Origin of the sequence: Pseudokineococcus basanitobsidens (assembly GCF_037482545.1) — a bacterium.
In the GTDB taxonomy this organism is placed as follows: Bacteria; Actinomycetota; Actinomycetes; order Actinomycetales; family Quadrisphaeraceae; genus Pseudokineococcus; species Pseudokineococcus basanitobsidens.
In genome coordinates, this window is the sequence record NZ_JBBIAA010000011.1 from 1 (window position 1) to 18,660 (window position 18,660).

Annotated in this window: 15 protein-coding genes and 1 pseudogene; 9 read left to right on the forward strand and 7 right to left on the reverse strand. The window is 76.3% G+C overall.

Annotation, left to right across the window (positions count from 1 at the left end):
• A pseudogene (locus WDZ17_RS10600) lies at nt 1-372 on the reverse strand (iron-containing redox enzyme family protein); the annotation flags it as partial.
• Between the two features lie 124 nt (nt 373-496).
• Here WDZ17_RS10600 and WDZ17_RS10605 point away from each other — a divergent pair.
• The 3 genes from WDZ17_RS10605 to WDZ17_RS10615 all read left to right on the forward strand — a co-directional run bounded on the left by WDZ17_RS10605 (nt 497) and on the right by WDZ17_RS10615 (nt 2,398).
• On the forward strand, nt 497-700 hold the full coding sequence (locus WDZ17_RS10605) for a CDGSH iron-sulfur domain-containing protein (RefSeq protein WP_422631949.1): 204 nt from the start codon (nt 497-499) through the stop codon (nt 698-700).
• A 244-nt stretch (nt 701-944) separates the two neighbouring features.
• On the forward strand, nt 945-2,012 hold the full coding sequence (locus WDZ17_RS10610; protein WP_339575124.1) for a CDP-glycerol glycerophosphotransferase family protein: 1,068 nt from the start codon (nt 945-947) through the stop codon (nt 2,010-2,012).
• 137 nt (nt 2,013-2,149) lie between these two features.
• Nucleotides 2,150-2,398 (forward strand): hypothetical protein, encoded by a 249-nt coding sequence (locus WDZ17_RS10615; protein ID WP_339575125.1) that lies wholly within the window; start codon nt 2,150-2,152, stop codon nt 2,396-2,398.
• A 99-nt stretch (nt 2,399-2,497) separates the two neighbouring features.
• Here WDZ17_RS10615 and trxA read toward each other — a convergent pair whose 3' ends face one another.
• From trxA to WDZ17_RS10630, 3 genes are all read right to left on the reverse strand, one after another.
• Entirely contained in the window at nt 2,498-2,884 is a 387-nt protein-coding gene (trxA, locus tag WDZ17_RS10620; RefSeq protein WP_339575126.1) for a thioredoxin, read from the reverse strand.
• Between the two features lie 101 nt (nt 2,885-2,985).
• On the reverse strand, nt 2,986-5,148 hold the full coding sequence (locus WDZ17_RS10625) for an HNH endonuclease signature motif containing protein (RefSeq protein WP_339575127.1): 2,163 nt from the start codon (nt 5,146-5,148) through the stop codon (nt 2,986-2,988).
• A 152-nt stretch (nt 5,149-5,300) separates the two neighbouring features.
• Nucleotides 5,301-6,578, reverse strand: coding sequence for a GNAT family N-acetyltransferase (locus WDZ17_RS10630; protein WP_339575128.1), 1,278 nt, complete (start codon nt 6,576-6,578; stop codon nt 5,301-5,303).
• A 215-nt stretch (nt 6,579-6,793) separates the two neighbouring features.
• Here WDZ17_RS10630 and WDZ17_RS10635 point away from each other — a divergent pair, with 215 nt between their 5' ends.
• From WDZ17_RS10635 to galK, 6 genes are all read left to right on the forward strand, one after another.
• A complete protein-coding gene (locus tag WDZ17_RS10635; protein WP_339575129.1) occupies nt 6,794-8,119 on the forward strand; it encodes an ABC transporter substrate-binding protein in 1,326 nt (441 codons plus the stop codon).
• Between the two features lie 212 nt (nt 8,120-8,331).
• On the forward strand, nt 8,332-9,201 hold the full coding sequence (locus WDZ17_RS10640) for a carbohydrate ABC transporter permease (RefSeq protein WP_339575130.1): 870 nt from the start codon (nt 8,332-8,334) through the stop codon (nt 9,199-9,201).
• Nucleotides 9,198-10,184 (forward strand): carbohydrate ABC transporter permease, encoded by a 987-nt coding sequence (locus WDZ17_RS10645; protein WP_339575131.1) that lies wholly within the window; start codon nt 9,198-9,200, stop codon nt 10,182-10,184. The genes WDZ17_RS10640 and WDZ17_RS10645 overlap by 4 nt, the downstream gene beginning before the upstream one ends.
• A 131-nt stretch (nt 10,185-10,315) precedes the next feature.
• Entirely contained in the window at nt 10,316-11,209 is an 894-nt protein-coding gene (locus WDZ17_RS10650; protein WP_422631950.1) for a DeoR/GlpR family DNA-binding transcription regulator, read from the forward strand.
• 101 nt (nt 11,210-11,310) lie between these two features.
• On the forward strand, nt 11,311-12,438 hold the full coding sequence (gene galT / locus WDZ17_RS10655; protein WP_422631951.1) for a galactose-1-phosphate uridylyltransferase: 1,128 nt from the start codon (nt 11,311-11,313) through the stop codon (nt 12,436-12,438).
• The gene (gene galK / locus WDZ17_RS10660) at nt 12,435-13,790 is read left to right on the forward strand and encodes a galactokinase (RefSeq protein WP_339575134.1); all 1,356 of its coding nucleotides are present in this window, start codon (nt 12,435-12,437) and stop codon (nt 13,788-13,790) included. Before galT ends, galK begins: the two co-directional genes overlap by 4 nt.
• 100 nt (nt 13,791-13,890) lie before the next feature.
• On the opposite strand, the gene WDZ17_RS10665 is transcribed toward galK, so the two are convergent.
• The 3 genes from WDZ17_RS10665 to WDZ17_RS10675 form a co-directional block, all read right to left on the reverse strand.
• On the reverse strand, nt 13,891-16,137 hold the full coding sequence (locus WDZ17_RS10665) for a peptidoglycan recognition protein family protein (protein ID WP_339575135.1): 2,247 nt from the start codon (nt 16,135-16,137) through the stop codon (nt 13,891-13,893).
• A gap of 213 nt (nt 16,138-16,350) precedes the next feature.
• Nucleotides 16,351-17,532, reverse strand: a complete 1,182-nt coding sequence (locus WDZ17_RS10670) for an MFS transporter (protein ID WP_339575136.1) — start codon at nt 17,530-17,532, stop codon at nt 16,351-16,353.
• Nucleotides 17,533-17,617: 85 nt separating this feature from the next.
• Complete coding sequence (locus tag WDZ17_RS10675) at nt 17,618-18,496, reverse strand: aldo/keto reductase (protein ID WP_339575137.1); 879 nt, start codon at nt 18,494-18,496, stop codon at nt 17,618-17,620.
• Nucleotides 18,497-18,660: the final 164 nt, after the last annotated feature.

Here is an 18,660-nt window from a genome sequence, read left to right on the forward strand (position 1 = left end):
GGCGACCTCGCGCAGCGCGCGCTCGAGCTCCCCCTCCAGCGCCCGGCGGGCGGCGACGAGCTCGAGGTCCCACTCCCACACGTCCCCGGCCCCGCCGAAGCCCCGGAAGGAGAGCTCCTGCAGGGTCCACAGCGCCAGCTGCAGGTCGTCGTCGCGCAGCACCTCGTCGGCGCTGCGGCGCACCCGGCCGAGCTCGGCGACCACGGCCTCCCGGACCTCCCCCGGGCTCGTGCGCCCGCCGCCGAGGAGGTCGACGACGGCGGTCGAGGCCGGTCCCCGCCCGCGGGGCAGGCCCACGGCCGCCGGCGTCACCCCCGGCGTGGTGGCGCGGCTGGTCGTGCGGGCGGTCGTCGTGCGGGCGGTCGTCGCCATGGCGGGCTCCCCGGTCGCGGTCCGTGCTGCGGTCGCCCACGCTCGGGCGGTGGTCATCCCCTCGCACCCCGCGGACGCCCGGGCCCGGCCGGTCGACGCCTCGACCGCTCCGCCCCGGGACGACCTGCTGGCCCGGCCGGGAGAGCGGGCCGTCATCACGGTGTGCCCGGACGGGCCGCTCCTCGTGCGCGGCGAGGTGGACGTCGTGGGCGTCGACGGCGAGCCCGTCGAGCGTCGGCGCAGCACGGTCGCGCTGTGCCGGTGCGGCCGGACGTCGATCGCCCCGTACTGCGACGGGAGCCACAAGGTCAGGCCGCGGCGGGGGTGAGGCGCTCCGGCGGGGGGCTGGGTCGGAGGACGTGCGCGACGTCGTCACGGCGTCGTCGGCCGGTCGGGGTCGCTCGTAGAGCCAGCGCCCGCACGCATCCCCGCGCGACCCGGGCCCCGGGACGCCGCCGGCCGTGACGTGCCGGCAGCGCGGATAGCCTCCGGACGTCCCTCACGCCACCGACAGGCGCAGGCGACGCGCCGGTGCGGCGAGTCGCCGTCCCGGGACCGTCGAGCGCAGGAGGGTGCAGCGCGTGCGCGTCGTCTACAACAGCTTCGGGGGGCGCTACGCCGACAGCCCGCGGGCCGTGCACGAGGCGCTGCTCCGCCGGGGCGACGACGTCGAGCACGTGTGGCTGCTCGACGAGCGCCATCGCGCAGGTTTCCCCGCCGGGACGGCGACCGTCGAGCTCGGCACCCCTGCGGCCGGGGAGGTGCTGGACGGGGCCGACGTCGTCGTCGCCAACACGCACATGCCCCTGGACTGGGTCCCGGCGGCGGGCACCCGGTACGTGCAGACGTGGCACGGCACCCCGCTGAAGCGGATCCACGGGGACGCGCACACGCGGTACGACGACGACCTCATGGCCCGACTGCAGGCCGAGGTGGACCGCTGGGGCTGCCTCGTCGGGCCCGGCGGGGAGGGCAGCGCGCTGCTGGCGCGGGCGTTCCGCTACACCGGCCCGGTGCTCGACACGGGGTACCCGCGCAACGACGTCCTGCACGCCCCCGGTGCCGCCGAGCACGGGCGCGCCGTCCGCGAGCGGCTCGGCCTCGGCGCCGACGAACGCGTGGTGCTCTACGCGCCGACGTGGCGCGACGACGAGGACCTCGTCGGCCCGGGAGCTCCGCCGGGGCTGGACGCCGCCCGGCTCGCCGACCACCTCGGGGAGGGCTGGCGTGTCCTGGTGCGGCTGCACTACTTCGTCCGGCGGGGAGCTGGTGTCGACCACCCCCGCGTGCTCGACGTCGGCGCCCACCCGGACATCACCGACCTGTACCTGGCGGCCGACGCCTTCGTGACCGACTACTCCTCGTCGCTCTTCGACGTCGCGCCCACACCGCTGCCGGTGCTGCTCTACGCCTACGACCTCGAGCACTACCGCGACCGGCTCCGCGGCTTCTACCTCGACCTCGACGAGGAGTCCCCCGGCCCCGTGGTGCGCACCCAGGACGAGCTCGAGCGGCTGCTGCTGGACCTCCCCGCCGTGGACGCCGCCTGGGCGGACAAGCGGGCCGCCTTCGTGGCGCGGTGGTGCCCGCAGGACGACGGGCAGGCCACCGGGCGCCTGCTCGAGCGGGCGGGGCTGTGACGGCCCGGCGCCCGCGCGGGCCGGGACCCGAGCGGTCGGTGGGGCTCGCGGCGCGCCTCCCGCACGGCGCGGCGACGCCGCCGCACGCCCTCCCGCCGTCGGGGCTGACGGCGTGGCGCGTCCGCGACGGACTGGCCGTGGCCGCCCGGGGCAGCAGCACCTGCCCCGTCTACCCCGTTGCGGTCGGGTACGAGCCGACCGGCGGGTCCAGCGGTCGCCCGCGTGTGCGCGTCGACCTCGACGACGCCTACCCGGGACGGCCCTGCACGAAGGACCTCGTGCTGACGACGCACGTCGTCGCACTGCCCGGGGGAGCGCCCGCGGAGGGCCACCTCGAGCTGCTGCTCGTGCTGCGCGAGGTCCGCGAGCGCGTCCTCGTCCACTGATCCGGCCCCGCGGCAGGAGCACGCGCGACGACGGCCCCGCACCCAGTGGGTGCGGGGCCGTCGTGGTGGTGTGTCCGAGGGGCCCGTGGACCCGTGGGCTCAACCCGCCTGCTGGGCCTTCTGGGCCTCGGCGAGGGCCTCGGCGTAGCGCTGCTTGACCTCGTCCATGTCGAGGCCGCGCAGCTGGCCGATGAGGTCCTCCAGCGCCGGCTGCGGCAGCGCCCCGGGCTGGCTGAAGACCGGGATGCCGTCGCGGTAGGCGACCAGGGTGGGGATCGACGTGATGCCGTACCGGGCCGCCAGCTCCTGCTCCGCCTCGGTGTCGACCTTGGCGAAGGTGATGTCCTCGTTGGCCTGCGACGTCTTCTCGTAGACCGGGGCGAAGCTGCGGCACGGGCCGCACCACTCCGCCCAGAAGTCGATGAGGACGATGCCGTCGGCGACGGTCTCGTCGTGCTCGGCCAGCGTCAGCTCACGGGTGCTCATGGAGGTCTCCAACCAGCTCTCCGGAGGCTGTGTTCCACGTGGAGCGCGTCGCCCGGGGACGCGCCGCAGGCCCGGGCGAGGCACCGGCACGAGGACGGTCCTCAGAAGGGCGGTGGCTCGGGGGCCGCCCGCCGGGAGCGCCTCGGCTCGACGGCCGCCCGCCGGTGGGCGAGCTCCGCCACGTCCTCGGCCGCACGGGCGTCGGCGCGCGCGTCGAGCCGCTGCCGCGCGAACGCTGCCCGGGCGCGCCGGCTGTCACCGGCGGCGGCGTCCTCGGAGGAGTAGGCGGCCACCACCTCACCGCGGGCTCGCGTCGTCACCACGACCGGCGTCGCGACGCCCCGTGGGGCGGGGGCCGGCAGGAGGGGCTCGGCGGGCACCTCGACGGTCTGGCCGAGGGGGCTCGTCCACGTCAGGCCGGGGTCGCGGGGGTCCTCGCTGCTCGGGACCGCCGTCCAGCCGTGGTGGTGCTTGGCCAGGTGGTGCCGTCGGCACAGGACGTCCAGGTTGCAGGGGCACGTGGGTCCGCCGGTGGCGTACGCGGTGCGGTGGTCGAGGTCGCACCGGGTGGCGGGCACGCGGCACCCGGGCGCCTGGCAGTGACGGGTCCGGGCCCGCACGTGGCGCTCGCACGCCCGCGTCGGGGTGTAGCGGCCACCTCCGGCGGCGGCGACGGGGCAGGCCCCCCGCGGCCGGGGCAGACCGGCGTCCTGCAGGCGTCGAGGCCGCAGCGCTCCCCGCGGAGGGGCAGGTCTCGTGCTGCCCCGCGGCACGTGGGGACCTCCGAGGGCGCCGGTCAGGTCGACGCGACGACGGCCGTCCGGCGGCAGTGCCGGTCCCCCGCCCCCACGGGGTCCTCCGGAGGGGGGCGCGCAGCCGTCGGGGCCCGAAGGCTCCGGAGGACCGGGTGGGCCGGAGGGACCGGGCGGGCCGGAGGGACCGGGCGGGCCGGAGGGACCGGGTGGGCCGGAGGGACCGGGTGGGTCGAGGGTGCGCAGGTGCCCGTCGAGGTCGACGAGGGCACCGGTGAAGGGGTCGGTCAGCGCGCGGCGGAACCGGTGCCCCGCGGCGAGCAGCTCGGCCACCTGGGTCACAGGCACAGGACCGAGGCCGGCGAGCTGGGCGGGCTCGGCGTCCAGACCGACCAGGCTGCTCAGGGCGACGACGAGCTGCGGGCCGTGCGGCGAGGCCGCCCGCCCCGGCCACGACCCTCCACCCGGCGAAGGCGCGTCGTCGCGGTCGCCGACGCCCCCGCCCCGGCCCGCCGCGGGCGCGCCCTCACCCCTGGTGGCCACGACGCCCTCGACGGCACCGGCGCCGCCGGCCGGCATCGCTCCCGTCGTGGCGAGGTCGACGAGCGCGTCGAAGCGGCGCGCGTCGACGCCGCGGCGGTCGGGCAGGGCGTCGGAGCCACCCGCCGGGGCCAGCGGGTCCAGGCCCGCGACGGTCGCGGCGTGCGGGTCGAGGCGGCCGTGCACCCCCTCGCGGGCTCTCGCGGCCGTCGTGAGCCGGTCCATCACCACGGCCAGGTCGGTGCCCGGGCCGGTCGCGACCAGCTCGGCCATCCCGTCCGGCAGGGCGACCAGACGCACACCGCGCTCGCACGTCGCCAGCCGGGCGCGTGCAGCCGTCGCGTCCGGTCCGGCCGTGGCGACGAGGTGCCGCACCCGGGCCCGCAGGCGAGGAGCGGCCAGCGGTCCCAGCGCCGGACCCAGCCGGGCGTCGACCGCGCGGGCCTGCACGTCCGGCAGGGCCCGCGTCTCGACCACCACGACGCGCGCCCGGGCCTCGTCGAGCCGTCCGGACTCGAGAGCGGCCATCGTGACCGGCAGCACCGTGCAGAGCGCCGTCGCCTGCTCGACCACCGCCCGGGCCGCGCCCAGCGACAGCCTCAGCGTGACGACCAGCTCCGCTGCCGCGGCCTCCTGCGCGCCGCCGGCGGCGTCCACGAGACCGGTCTCGGACGCCCACGGGCCGCCCCCGGCCATGACCTCCGGCGTGGTCCGGCCCTCCTGGAGCTCGGTCAGGTCCTCGACGAGAGCGGCGACCTCGCGCAACGTCGCGGCCCAGGCGAGCGACCGGGACGCCTCCGAGGACGCGACCGCCTCCAGCCGAGCCCTCGCCCGCTCGGAGGCCGGGGCGGGCTGGGCGACGTCCGCACCGCCGCCGTCGGGGACCGCAGCACCGCTCGAGCACGCCCCCTCGTCCCCGTCGGGGGCGACGGGTTCGTCCGGCACCTCCTCGGCACCACGGTCGTCCAGCACAGGAGCGACGCTAGGACCGGGCACCCGACGTCGACCGAGCCGCGCGACCGCTGTGGACGGCGGCCCCGCCCCGCACCCTGTGGACGCCGCACGGACGCCGCACCGACGGGCCGTCGCGCTCCACCCGTCCGGGCCCGCTACGCCCTCAGCGCTCAGAACCAGGTGCGTGCGAGCACCCCGGTCGACGGGTCCCACAGCATCGCCCCGAGCCGTCGTGCGGCGCCGGGCGTCCGCTCGTCGACGCGGCCGGCGGCGACGTGACCGGCGAGCGGCACCTGACCGAGGTACGCGGCGCCGAGGACCGCGACGGGCAGGACGACGTCGGGCTCGGCGTCCGTCGGCTCGGCCCGGCCGGCACCGTCCGCGTCCGCGACGAGCCGCCACCGGCCGCCCGCGAGCCCCAGGTCGTCGACGACCTCGAGCACCACGGACCCCGGCAGCGCGTAGCGGCGGGCCGCGAGCGCGGACGGGACGTCGAGCAGGCGCACCCAGTGGAAGTCGTCGCGCTCGGTCTGCACCGCGGCGCGCGGGTCGACGAGCAGGTGCTCGAGCGGCTCGTGCGGGGACCGGTCGCCCGCCGTCGCCGCGACGACGAGGTCGAGCTCGGCGAGGAAGCGCCACAGCGCCGTCGTGGCGGCCGGCCCGTCCGCCATGAGCTCGAGCACCTCGGCGCGCGTCGACGTGCGCCGGCCCTCGGAGGTCTCGACGGCGCGGTAGGACAGCGCGCCGACGACCTCTCCCGCCGCGCCGCGCGCCAGCACGGCCGGGCGCTGGAGCAGCGGGTCGTCGCCGCTGTCGTCGTCCTCGACGCCGAGCCGCGTCCGCCACCACAGGTCGTCGCGCGGCGTGGCGCCCGGCGAGGCCGCCGCGAGCCGGTCGTGCAGCGGCGCCACCGCGTCGAGCAGGTCGGCGTCCTCGACCAGCTCGAGGTCGACGACGCCCTCGCGCACGGGGTCGGTGCGGAAGCGGGCGCCCCGCGCGTCCAGGGTCCAGCGGCAGCCCTCGGTGGCGGCCCCGAAGCCGAAGCGCCCGTAGATCGGCGCCTCGCTGGCGATGAGCACCGCGAGGACGTCGCCGCGGTCCCGCGCCTGCGTGAGGTCCGCCGTCATCTGCCGCGTCAGCAGGCCGCGGCGCCGGTGCGTGGGGGCCACGACGACCGAGCTGATCGCCTCCCCCGCCGCGGAGCTGCCCGGCACCGGCAGGTCGACGCCGTAGGACCGGAACGTGGACACGACGCGGCCGGCGCCGTCCACCGCGACCCGACGCCGGTGCCCGGCGAGGGCACGACGGCGGACGTCGAACCCCGTCGGCGAGGGCCGGCGGGCCTCCAGGAAGCCCCGACGGCCGAGCGCCACCCACTGCTCGTGCTCCTCGGGTCGCATGTCCCGCAGCTCGAGCCGGTCGTCCGCCGTCGTCGCGAAGGTCGTCACGCCGGGTGACGCTACCGAGCGCCTCCTCCGTCGCACCGCCTCCGGCGGGTCACGGACCGGGACCCTCCGTGTTGTCGCGGGCGCGCCGCCTGCCTACTGTGTGCCCGTTCCGGCGCCCCCAGCCCCCGTCGCGCCCCACACCCCGGCTCCGTCCGCCCCCCGACGCCCGCGCCGCGGCCGTCGAGGAGCCGAACGCCTGCTCCGAGGAGACGCCCATGCGCGCCCTGCGACTGCGCCCGTCCGCCACCCCGCTCGCCGCCGCCTCGATCGCCGTGGTGACGGCCGCCGCGCTGACCGCCTGCGGCGCCGGGTCCCGCACCGGCGCGGAGACCGCCGCCGAGGTGCCCTGCGACGTCGAGGTCGACTCGCCCACGACGGTCAACGTCCTGGCCTACAACTCCTCGGCCATCGACCCGTTCACCAACGCCATGGTCCGCAGCTGCTCGCAGGGCGACCTCACGGTCGAGCACGAGCCCATCGACTTCGCCGGCCAGACCCAGCGGACGACGGCCACGCTGGCGGGCGAGACGGGGACCTACGACGTCCTGGAGACGTACGGCTACATCATCCCGCAGCTGGCCGCCGACGAGTCCCTCGTGCCCCTGGACGACCTGGTCGACACCTACGGCGACGAGTACGACCTCGGGGAGCTGAACGAGGGCATGCGGGAGGCCATGAGCTACGACGGCCAGCTCTACGCCGTGCCGATGCAGGCGCAGATGTTCCTCCTCGCGTACCGCCAGGACGTCTTCGACGAGCTCGGCCTCGAGCCGCCGACGACCTTCGACGAGCTGCGCGAGGTCTCCCAGACCATCCAGGACGCCGGCGACTTCGCGTACCCGCTGGCGCTGCCGTGGCTCGCGAGCGGCGACATCACCACGTCCTACGACGCCGCGCTGGGCTCTCTCGGCGTGGACTACGTCGACCCCGAGACCATGACGCCGAACTTCGACACCCCCGAGGCCGCGCAGGCCCTCGAGGAGATGAAGTCCCTCGTGCCCTACATGGACCCGCAGGTGACGACCTTCGACCAGCCGGCCGTCCAGCAGCAGATGTACAACGGCGACGCCGCGATGGCCATCATGTTCTCCGGCCGCATGAGCGACCTGGCGAACGAGGACAACACCCAGTACGCCGCCGACTTCGGGTTCGCCCCGCCGCCCTCGGTCGAGGAGGGCGGCCCGCAGTTCAGCGCGCTGTCCGTGGACGGCTGGTCCATCCCGGCCAACTCGGCCGTGGACCCCGACACGCTCTTCCAGGTGATCGCCACGTCCGTCTCCGAGGAGGCCTCGGAGGCCGCCCTGCCGGCCGCCTACCCGGCCCGCGACGGTGTCGCGGACGACTCGGACTCCCCGATCGTCGAGGCCGCCAGCGAGGCCATCGACAACGCACCGCCCGCCGAGCCCTTCCCCTGGACGGCGCCCATCTCGAACGACACGCGGGACGTCATCGCCCAGGTCGTCCTGGGGCAGACCTCCGTCGAGGACGCCGTGGTGCAGATGCAGCAGATCGCCACGGACGACCTCGCCCAGTACTCCTGAGCACCAGCACTCCAGAGCACCAGCACTCCAGAGCACCAGCACTCCTGAGCACCGGCACCTGAGCGGCTCCGGGGCCCGACCTGCGGCCCCGGAGCCACCGGCCGGGCGGAGCCACCGGCCGGGCGGCGCCACCGGCCGGGCGGAGCCACCGGTCGGACGAGACACCCCACGCGGCCCGTCGTGCGGGCCGCCAGCACCCGTGAGGAGCCGCCGTGCGCCGCCGTGAGTACGCCTACCTCGTCGCCCCGAGCGTCGTCGTCATGTTCGGCCTCCTCGTCGTCCCGCTGTACCGGACGGTCCGGTGGAGCTTCGAGCAGGTCCGCTACGGGCAGCCCGGCACCTTCGTGGGCCTCGACAACTACCGCGAGGCCTTCTCCGACCCGCGCTTCGGCAACGCCGTCTCCTTCACGGTCGTCATCACGCTCGCCGTGGTGACCGTGCTCGTCGTGGGGGGCTACGTGCTGGCGGTGCTCGTGAACCGGCTCGGACGCATGCGCCCGGTGGTGCTGGGCATCCTGCTCGTCTCCTACGTCGTCCCCGGCCTGATCGGCGCGACGATGTTCTCCTGGCTGTTCAACAACAACTTCGGCGGTCTGGTCAACCAGCTCATCGACGCGGTCGGCCTCCCGCCGGTCCTGTGGTTCACCGAGACCTGGGCGAACCGCGGCCTGGTCGGCGCCTCGGTCGTGTGGAGCATCCTGCCGTTCTCGATGCTCGTCATCCTCGCCGGCCTGCAGGGGGTCCCGAAGGAGATGCTCGAGGCGGCGCGGGTGGACGGCGCGGGCACCCTGCGCACGCACTGGAGCGTCATCGCGCCGACCATCCGTGGGGTCCTCGGCTTCGTCACGCTCATCTCGATCATGGACGTGCTGCGCCTGTTCGACCAGCTCATCCCGCTGTCGCCGCAGGCGGTGCAGATCGGCAACGAGTCGCTGGTCCTCTACATCTACAACCAGGCGTTCCTCGACGGCGGGCAACGGCTCGGCCTCGGGAGCGCGATGAACGTGCTGCTCATCGTGCTCATCGTCATCATGCTCCTGCCCTTCATCCGCGACACCGCACGAGAGGGGCGCCGCGCATGAGCGACCAGCAGGCCGTCGGCAGCGGGTCCGTCAGCAGGGGGTCCGTCGGCGAGGGTTCCGCCGACACGGGGACCGGCAGCACGAGGGCTCTCGAGCGGCCGACGACCGCGACGGGCGCCGACGCGGGCAGGGGGCAGACCTACCGCACCCCCCGCGGGCCGCGGACGTCACGGGCGAAGACGGTCGGCGCGGGGGTCGTCCTCGCCGTGGTCTGCGTCGTCATGCTCAGCCCGGTGCTGTGGACCGCCTTCTCGGTGCTGAAGCCGACGAGCGTCGCCTTCCTCAACCCGCCGGTGTACTCGTTCACGCCGACGTTCGAGGCCTTCGTCGACCTGTGGCAGACGACGAACTTCTACCAGTACCTCATCAACACGGCGGTCGTCGCGGTCATCTCGACGGCCATCGCGCTCGTCATCGGCCTGCCCGCCGCGTACGCGCTCTCCCGCTCGCCGGGATGGGTGTCGGTGGCCCTGCTCGTCGCCGCGCTGGTGTTCCGCGCGCTGCCCCGGACGGCCGTCGTCCTGCCGCTGTACGAGATCGCCCGTGACCTCCACATCTACGACACCCGCATCGCGATGGCCGCGGCGCTCGTCGCGATCAACCAGCCGTTCTCCATCTGGCTGCTGCGGAACTTCTTCGCCGCCGTGCCGAAGGAGATCGACGAGGCCGCGATGATCGACGGCTGCACCCGGCTGTCCCTGCTGCGCCGCGTCATCATCCCGCTCATGGGCCCGGGCATCATCACCGCGGCGCTGTTCATGTTCCTGTTCGCCTTCCAGGAGTACCTGACGGCGGTCGTGCTCACCGACGTGAACGCGGCGACGGTGCCCGTCTTCATCGCCACCCAGCTGGGCCAGACGCTGCCGCTGCTGCAGCAGGCCGGGGCGGCGTCGCTGCTGCTGACGGCACCGGTCTTCGTCTTCGCCTTCATCGCCCAGCGCTACCTCATCGCCGGCCTCAACGCGGGGTCGGTCAAGGGCTGACCCCGGTCGGGGGCTGACTCTGGTCCGGCCTCACCCCGGTCGAGTCTTGACAGGATCGGACAGCGAGCGACACGATCGAACAACCGCGGTGGTCGTCACCGGCGGACTGCCGCTGGACGCCGGAGGTGCCCGTGCTCGCCGAGGAGCGCCGCCAGGCCGTCGTGGAGCTCGTCCGGGCCCGCGGCGCCGTGCGGCTCGCCGAGCTCGCCGGGACGCTCGGCGTCTCCGAGATGACGGTCCGCCGCGACGTCGCCGAGCTGGCCGCCCGCGGGGAGCTGGACCGCGTCCACGGCGGCGCGATGGCCCCGCGTGCCGCGAGCACGGACGAGCCCGGCTTCACCGTCAAGTCCGGGCAGCGGGTCGCGGAGAAGACCGCCGTCGCGCGCGAGGCCGTCGCGCTGGTCGAGGCGGGCAGCTCCGTCGCCCTCTCCGGCGGGACGACGACGCACCTGGCGGCGATGATGCTGCGGGAGGTCGCCGGCCTCGTCGTCGTGACGAACTCCCTGCCGGTCGCCGACGTCCTCGCCGACGCCGACGGGCAGCGCGAGGTCCTCCTCGTCGGGGGCCGCCCGACGCCGTCACGGGCGCTCGTGGGACCCCTGGCCGTGCGCGCGCTCGACGGCGTCAACGTCGACGTGCTCCTCCTGGGGGCGCACGGCCTCGACCCCGAGCGGGGCCTCACGACGCCGACGCTCGAGGAGGCCGAGACCGATCGCGCGCTCGCCCGCTCGGCGCGGCGCGTGGTCGTGCTGGCCGACTCGGCGAAGTGGCGCGTCGTCGGCCTCGCGACCGCGCTCCCGCTCGAGGACGTCGACGTCCTCGTCACCGACGCCGGCCTCCCGCCCGAGGCCCGTGAGGAGGCCGCCGCGCGCGTGGGCCGCCTCGTGGTCGCGGGCGCGAGCGACGAGGCCCCCTCCCGTACGACCGCTGCCCGTACGACCCCTGCCCGCACGACCGCCGCCCGCACGACCGCCGCCCGCACGACCGCCGCCCGCACGACCGACCACCTCGGAGACGCCCCGTGACCACCCCGCCCCCCGCCTCCCCGGTGCCCGAGCCGTCCACCGGGCCCCCCACCGGGCCCCCCACCGGGCCCTCCACCGGGCCCTCCGTCGGGTCGTCGGCCCTGCGCGGCCCCGGCACCGAGCAGCAGCTCGCCGACGGCCGCACCCTGCGCTACTACGACGACCGCGGCGGCTCCGGCGCGGGCCGTCCCACCCCCGACGAGCGGCCGATGACGCCGCAGGACCGGTCCCGGGCGGGCGAGGTGCGCCGCGACCCGCTGACCGGCGACTGGGTCGCCGTCGCCGCGCACCGCAACGACCGCACCTTCCTGCCGCCCGCGGACCAGTGCCCGCTGTGCCCCACGGGCAGCCCCGGCTCGTCGGGCGCGCCGTCCGAGATCCCGGCGCCCGACTACGACGTCGCGGTCCTGGACAACCGCTTCCCCTCCTTCTCCGCGGGCGCCGTCGGCCCCGGTGCCGGCAGCACGGTGGACGGCGAGGCGCTGTGGCCCGCGGGCCCGGCGGCCGGCCGCACGGAGGTCGTCTGCTTCTCCAGCGACCACGCGGCGTCCTTCGGCGACCTCGGCGTCGACCGGCTGCGGACGGTCGTCCGGACCCTCGCCCACCGCACCGAGGAGCTCGGCGCCCTGCCGGACGTGGCCCAGGTCTTCTGCTTCGAGAACCGCGGCGAGGAGATCGGCGTCACGCTCGCCCACCCGCACGGGCAGATCTACGCCTACCCGTACGTCACGCCGCGCACCCAGGCGCTGCTGCGGGAGGCCCGCGCCCACCGCGAGCGCACCGGCGGCAGCCTCCTCGCCGACGTCCTCGCCGCCGAGCGGCGCGCCGGCACCCGCGTCGTCCTCGAGGCGGAGCACTGGACCGCGTACGTCCCCGCCGCCGCGCGCTGGCCGGTGGAGGTGCACCTGGCCCCGCACCGCGACGTCCCGGACCTCGCGGCGCTCGAGGACGCCGAGCGCGAGGAGCTCGCGCACGTCCAGCTCGACCTCGTGCAGCGCCTCGACCGCTTCTTCCCCGAGGTGGAGCACCTGCCCTACATCTCGGGGTGGCACCAGGCGCCGACCGGCGCGGGCCGGGACCTGGGACGCCTGCACCTGCAGGCCTTCTCGGTGCTGCGACAGCCGGGCAAGCTGAAGTACCTCGCGGGCTCGGAGTCGGGCATGGCGGCGTGGATCAACGACCGGACCCCCGAGGCGATCGCGCAGCGGCTGCGGGAGGTGGCCCGGTGAGCCCGGAGACGGACGCCGCACCGTCGCCGGACTGGGTGCCCGGTCCCGACCCCGCACGGGCGCTCGCGGAGGTCCGCGCCCTCTTCGCCGACGTCCACGGCGGGGAGCCGACCGGCGTGTGGGCGGCGCCGGGCCGCGTGAACCTGGTCGGGGAGCACGTGGACTACGCCGGCGGCACGTCGCTGCCCCTCGCCCTCCCGCACCGCACGCTCGTCGCGCTGCGCCCCCGCGACGACGGCCGCGTGCGGGTGGTCTCCGCCTGGGCACCGGACGAGCCGTGGGAGGGCGCCCTCGCGGACGTCCGCCCGGTCCGGCACCCGGACGAGGACAGGGACGAGGACAGGGACGAGCACGAGGACAGGGACGAGGGCGAGGACAGGGACGAGGGCGAGGACAGGGACGAGGGCGAGGAGGGGGACCGCTCGGTGCAGGGCTGGCCCGCCTACCCCGCCGGTGTCCTGTGGGCCCTGGGTCAGCCGGACGACCCGGGGTGGGACGTGCCCGGCGCCGACCTGGCGATCGCCTCCGACGTCCCGGTCGGGGCGGGCCTGTCGTCGTCGGCGGCGCTGACGTGCTCGACCGCGCTGGCCGTCTCCGACGTGCTGGGGCACGGCGACGACGACGCCACCCGCTCCGTGCTCGTGGACGCGTGCGTGCGCGCGGAGAACGACGTCGCCGGGGCCGCGACCGGCGGCATGGACCAGCAGGCCTCGCTGCGCTGCCGCGCGGGGCACCTGCTGCTGCTGGACTCGGCCGACGGCACCGTGGAGCACGTCCCCTTCTCCCTCGAGGAGCACGGCCTCGTGCTCCTCGTCGTGGACACGCGGGCGACACACGAGCTCACGGACGGCCAGTACGCCGCCCGCCGCGCCGACTGCGCCCGCGCGGCGGGGCTGCTCGGCGTGGAGCACCTCGCCCGCGCGGCCCGGGGCACCTCCGTCGAGGAGGTGCTGGAGCGGCTTCACGCCGCGGGCGCCGACGAGCGGGTCGTGCGCCGCGCCCGGCACGTGCTCACCGAGGAGGAGCGCACGCACGCGCTCGTCGAGCTCCTGCGCGCCGACCGGCCGCAGGACGTCGGACCGCTGCTCGACGGGTCGCACGCCTCGCTGCGCGACGACCACGAGGTCTCCTCCGTCGAGCTCGACGTCGTCACGGAGGCCGCCCGCGGCGCCGGGGCCCTCGGCGCCCGGATGACCGGCGGCGGCTTCGGCGGCTCGGCGATCGCCCTGGTGCGCACGGGCGACGTCGACGCCGTCGCCCGCGCCGTCACCACGGCGAGCGCCGACGCCGGCCACCCGCGGCCCCAGCTCGTCGCCGTCACCGCGGCGCAGGGGGCCGAGCGCGTGGCCTGAGCCGCGTCGTCCGGGCACCGGTCGTCGCGAGGGACGAGCCGCCACGGGCCGGCAGCCGTGGCGGCTCGTCCCGACGAGGGTCCCCCGTCCGGGTCGCTGCTCAGCCGGTGAAGACGACCGTCCCGGTGGCGGCGCCGGCGCGGGTGTCGCCGCGCCACAGGAAGGTGCTCGTGCCGGGCGCCCGCACGCCCCACCCGTCGCGGCGGTCGCCGTCCATGTCGGCGACGAAGCCGACCATGGTCGAGGTCCCGAAGACGACGGGGCTCGCGGGGCCCGGACGCAGCGAGGGGAGCGTGAACCGCTGGTTGCCGCGCTGCAGGCCCGGGGTGTCGGTCCCGTTGCCGTCCCAGTCCCCCGGCAGGGGCCGGTCGGTGGCCCGGCCGAAGGCGAGCGAGACGTCGACCGCGCCGGCGGAGGCCTGCGTGCGCAGGAGCCAGCGCCCCTGCCGCACGACGCCGATGCCCTCGGTGCGCCCGTCCCAGCGGCCGGTGACGGGGACGTCGCCGGCGCGGCCGAAGAAGAAGGTGCGGTCCGCGGCGCCGGTGCTCGTGCGGTTCTTCAGCAGCCACGTGCCGCGGCGGAAGACGCCGACGCTGTCCTTGCCGTCGCGGTCCCAGTCGCCGACGACGGCGACGTCGCCGGCCGCCCCGAAGCGGTAGCGCAGGACCGTCCCGTCGGCGCGGCGCAGCGAGACGGCGCCGTCGACGAACAGCCCGACCTGGTCGCGGCCGTCGCCGTCCCAGTCACCCACGAGCGTCTGGGCCCGCGCGGGGACGGGCGGCGCGGGGGTAGGCCTCGGCGCCGGGGTGGCCGTGGGCCGCGGGGTCGGCGTGGGGGTCACGACCGGGACGGTCGGCGTGGGCGTCGGCGTCGCGACCGGGACGGTCGGGGTCGGCGTGGGCGTCACGACCGGGACGGTCGGCGTGGGCGTCGGGGTCGGCGTCACGACCGGGACGGTCGGGGTCGGCGTCGGGACGGGCGCCGGGACCGCCGTGGCGGCGGCGGCGATGAGGGCGGCGGCCTGGGTCCGGATGGCCGGGACCTGGGCGAAGAGCAGGTCACCCGGGCACTCGGTGAAGGAGGTCTGGCGGTGGCCGCTGACCGTGTCCAGCGTGACCGTCGTCCCCCGGGCGAAGCGGGTGGTGCTGCCGCCGGCGGAGGTGAGCCGGGTGGTCGCGGTCGGGGAGACGCCGTTCGCGCCGAGCTTCCACGCGACGACCTGGGCGATGCTGCGCACCATCGCCGACGACGGCGACGCCTCCGCGTAGTTGCCGAGGGCGGAGACCCCCATGGTGCTCGTGTTGAAGCCCGAGGCGTGCGCGCCCACGACGTTCTCGGTGATGCTGCCGCGCCGGCCCTCGTAGACGGTCCCGAACTTGTCGACGAGGAAGTTGTAGCCGATGTCCGCCCAGCCGAGGGACTGCGTGTGATACGTGTAGATGCCGCGCAGCTGCTGCTGGGCCTGCGCCGGGGTGCTGTAGCCGTTGGACGACGCGGTGTGGTGGACGACCATCGCCGCGACGGTCTTGTTGCGGGACGTCGTCCCCCGGGCGAGCCTCTCGTCGGCGCCCCAGTCGGCGCGGGTGACGACGGCGGGCTGCAGCGCCGAGGACGCCGCGCCCACCGCGGCCCCCGCGACGGGGACGGGGACGGCCGACGACCGCGCGAGCGTCGACGACGCCGCGACGCGGGCGCCGGTGCGCCGCTCGGCGGCGGCCACGTCCCCCTCGCCGCCGTCGACGAGCCGGAGCCGGACGTCCTCGGGCGCGTGCCCGGTGCTCGTGTCGACCCGGAGCTGGTAGCCGTGCGCGCCGTTGGTCACGAGCGGGGCGGTGCCCACGACGTCGGCCGCCGCCGCGGCCTCGGCCGTGCCGGGGTCCGGGCCCTCGTCCATCACCGGGAGCGGCTCCCAGCGGGACCAGCCGTCCTCCTCGAGCAGGCGCACCTGGACCGCGACACGGCCCGCGCCCGGCGTCGGCGCCCACGTGACGCCGGCGACCTCGAAGGAGCTCGTGGTGCGGACCTGGGCGGTCAGCAGCTCCGGCGACGGTCGGTCCGCGGTCCCGGCCGCGGACGCGGCCTGCACGGCACCGAGGGCGGACAGCGCCGCCCGGTCGACCCCGGCGACGGCCACCGACGTCGTGCTCGTGGCGACGGGTCCGTGCTCGACGGCGGCGACCGGTGCCTCGGCGGGTGCGGGTGCGGGTGCGGGTGCGGCGCCCGCCGCCCCGGGGTGGACCAGCACGAGCGGCAGGGTGACGGCGGCGGCGCAGACGAGCACCGGGCCGCGCAGCGGCAGCCGGCGGAGTGCCCTCGCGGTCGCGGAGGGGTGGGAGGTCGTGGTCATGCGTCCGGTCTCGGCAGCCCGCGAGCGCTGCTGGAGCGGCCGGGACCGCGCCTCCCCGTCCGGGCGCAGGACGAGCAGGACGCGGACGGCCCGACGTCCGGCGACCAGGACGGCGACCGCCCGATGCCCGGCCGGGACCGCCGACGACGTCGAGCCGGCACCCGAGGGGTCGCCACCCGGTTCGGCCCGGGGACGCCGCGGCCGGCGCCGTCCTCAGGACGTGCCGGTGGCGACCGCCGGAGGTCGGCTCGTGCGGGCGGCGAGGACCACGAGCGCCAGCGCGAGGACCGTGAGCCCGGCGCACAGGGCGAAGACGCCGCCGTACCCCAGGGAGCCGGACGCCCCGACGCCGATGACGGGCCCGGAGACGACCCCGCCGACGCGGCGGGTGTTGGCGTACAAGCCCGAGGCCAGGCCGGGCCGGGGCACGACCCGCTGGAACAGGGCCAGGCCGACGCCCGCGACGACGGCGAAGAACCACGCGTTGAGCACCTGCAGGAGCAGCAGCGCCACGGGACCGCCGACGAGGGCCATCGCGACGTAGTAGGCGACGCCGGCGAGGCAGCCCGTGACCACGAGCGAGAGGTCGGGGACCCGCCGGCTGAGCCGGCCCGCCAGCAGCAGCGCCGGGATCTCCAGGCCGGCGGAGACGCCGAGGGCGATCCCCGCCCACACGACGTCCAGGCCCAGGTCGCGGGTGACGAACAGCGTCATGACCGCGACGACGGAGCTGTTCGTGGCCTGCAGGGCCACGAAGGCGACGACCACGAGGACGACGGCCGCCCGGGTCACCGGCGCGCCGTCCTGCGCCGCGGGCGCGCGGGCGGCCGCGGCGTCCCGTCCCCGCCGCTCGCGCGCGAGCAGGCCCAGCGTCGTGAGGAGGTTCAGGACGGCGACGACGGCGAGGGCGACCAGGACCGCGCGGTCGCCGAGGGACCCCACGAGCAGCGTCGCGACCGGGGGCCCGGCGACCCACGCGAAGGAGACGACGGCGCGCGTACGGACGACCTCGTCGGCCCCCGCGCCGGCGTGCCGCGGGTGGGCGAACAGGAGGGTGACGCCCACCCCGGCGGGGGCGCCGAGCACGAGCAGGGCCGCGACGGCCACGGGCAGCGCCGTCGTGGCGGCCAGCACGGCGGCCAGGGCGACGGTGAGCAGGGCGCACAGCCCCAGCGGGTGCAGGTAGTCCCCCCGGCGGTCCGCCCACGCGGGCAGGAGCAGGGTCGCGACGAACCCCGCGCCGTTGTAGACGGCGAGCACCCAGCCGACCTCGCCCGGCGTGGCGTCGTAGAGCGTGACGAGCAGCAGCGCGAGGCTCGGGACGAGGAACGCGAACTGCAGGCCCCACAGCAGCGCCGCCGACGACGTCAGCAGCCGGGCGGGGCGTGCGGGCATCGTCGTCTCCGGTCGTCTCCGGTCGTGGGAGGGGGCCGGTGCGCCGCCGCCGCGGCCGTCCGCGACGGCGGCGCGCCCCTGTCGGTCAGGCCTCGGGGATGTCCCGGCCCATGGACTCGAGGGTCACGTCCTCGGGCTCGGGGCCGCCGCGCACGCCCTTCTCCAGCCCGTCGATCGCCGTCATCTCGTCGTCGGAGAGCTCGACGTCGAACACGTCGATGTTCTCGGCGATCCGCTCCGGCTTCGTCGACTTCGGGATCACCGAGCGGCCCTGCTGCAGGCCCCAGCGCAGCATCACCTGGGCCGGGCTCTTGCCGTGGGCCCGCGCGATCGCCCCGATGGTCTCGTCCTGCAGCGCACTGCCGGTCTGCCCGTCGCGGTAGTGGGTGATCCCGCCGATCGGCGACCACGCCTGCGTGAGGATCCCGTGCTCGCGGGCGAGGTCGGCGACCTCGCGCTGCTGGAAGTAGGGGTGGCACTCGACCTGGTTCACCGCGGGGACGACGTCGGTGCGCGCGAGCAGGTCGGTCAGGTGGGAGACCATGAAGTTGCTGACGCCGATCGCGCGGACCTTCCCGTCCGCGAGCAGCGTCTCGAGGGCCTTGTACGCCCCGACGGTGCGCTCGAAGTCCGACGGCAGGGCCTGGTGGAGGATCAGCAGGTCGATCGTCTCGAGCCCCAGCTTGCCGGCGCTCTTGTCGAAGGCGTGCAGCGTCTGGTCGTAGCCGAAGTCGCTGATCCAGACCTTGGTCTCGACGAAGACCTCGGAGCGGTCCAGGCCCGAGCCGCGCACGGCCTCGCCGACCTGCTTCTCGTTGCCGTAGGCGGCGGCGGTGTCGACGTGCCGGTAACCGGCCTGCAAGGCGGCGGCGACGGCGTCGCGGGTCTCGTCCGGGGGCGTCTGGAAGACGCCGAGGCCCAGGGCGGGCATCTCGACGCCGTTGTTCAGGGTGAGGGTGTCCATGACGGCGACGCTAGGACGACCGGCGGGGACGTGACAGGACCTGGCAGACCACGGCACACCAGGTCCTGTCTCGCCCCGGCCCTGCCCACCCGCGGCAGACCCGGTGGTGCCGCCGCCTGCGCCCTCACCGGGACGGGTCAGGTCGGGCGTCGAACCGAGGCGGG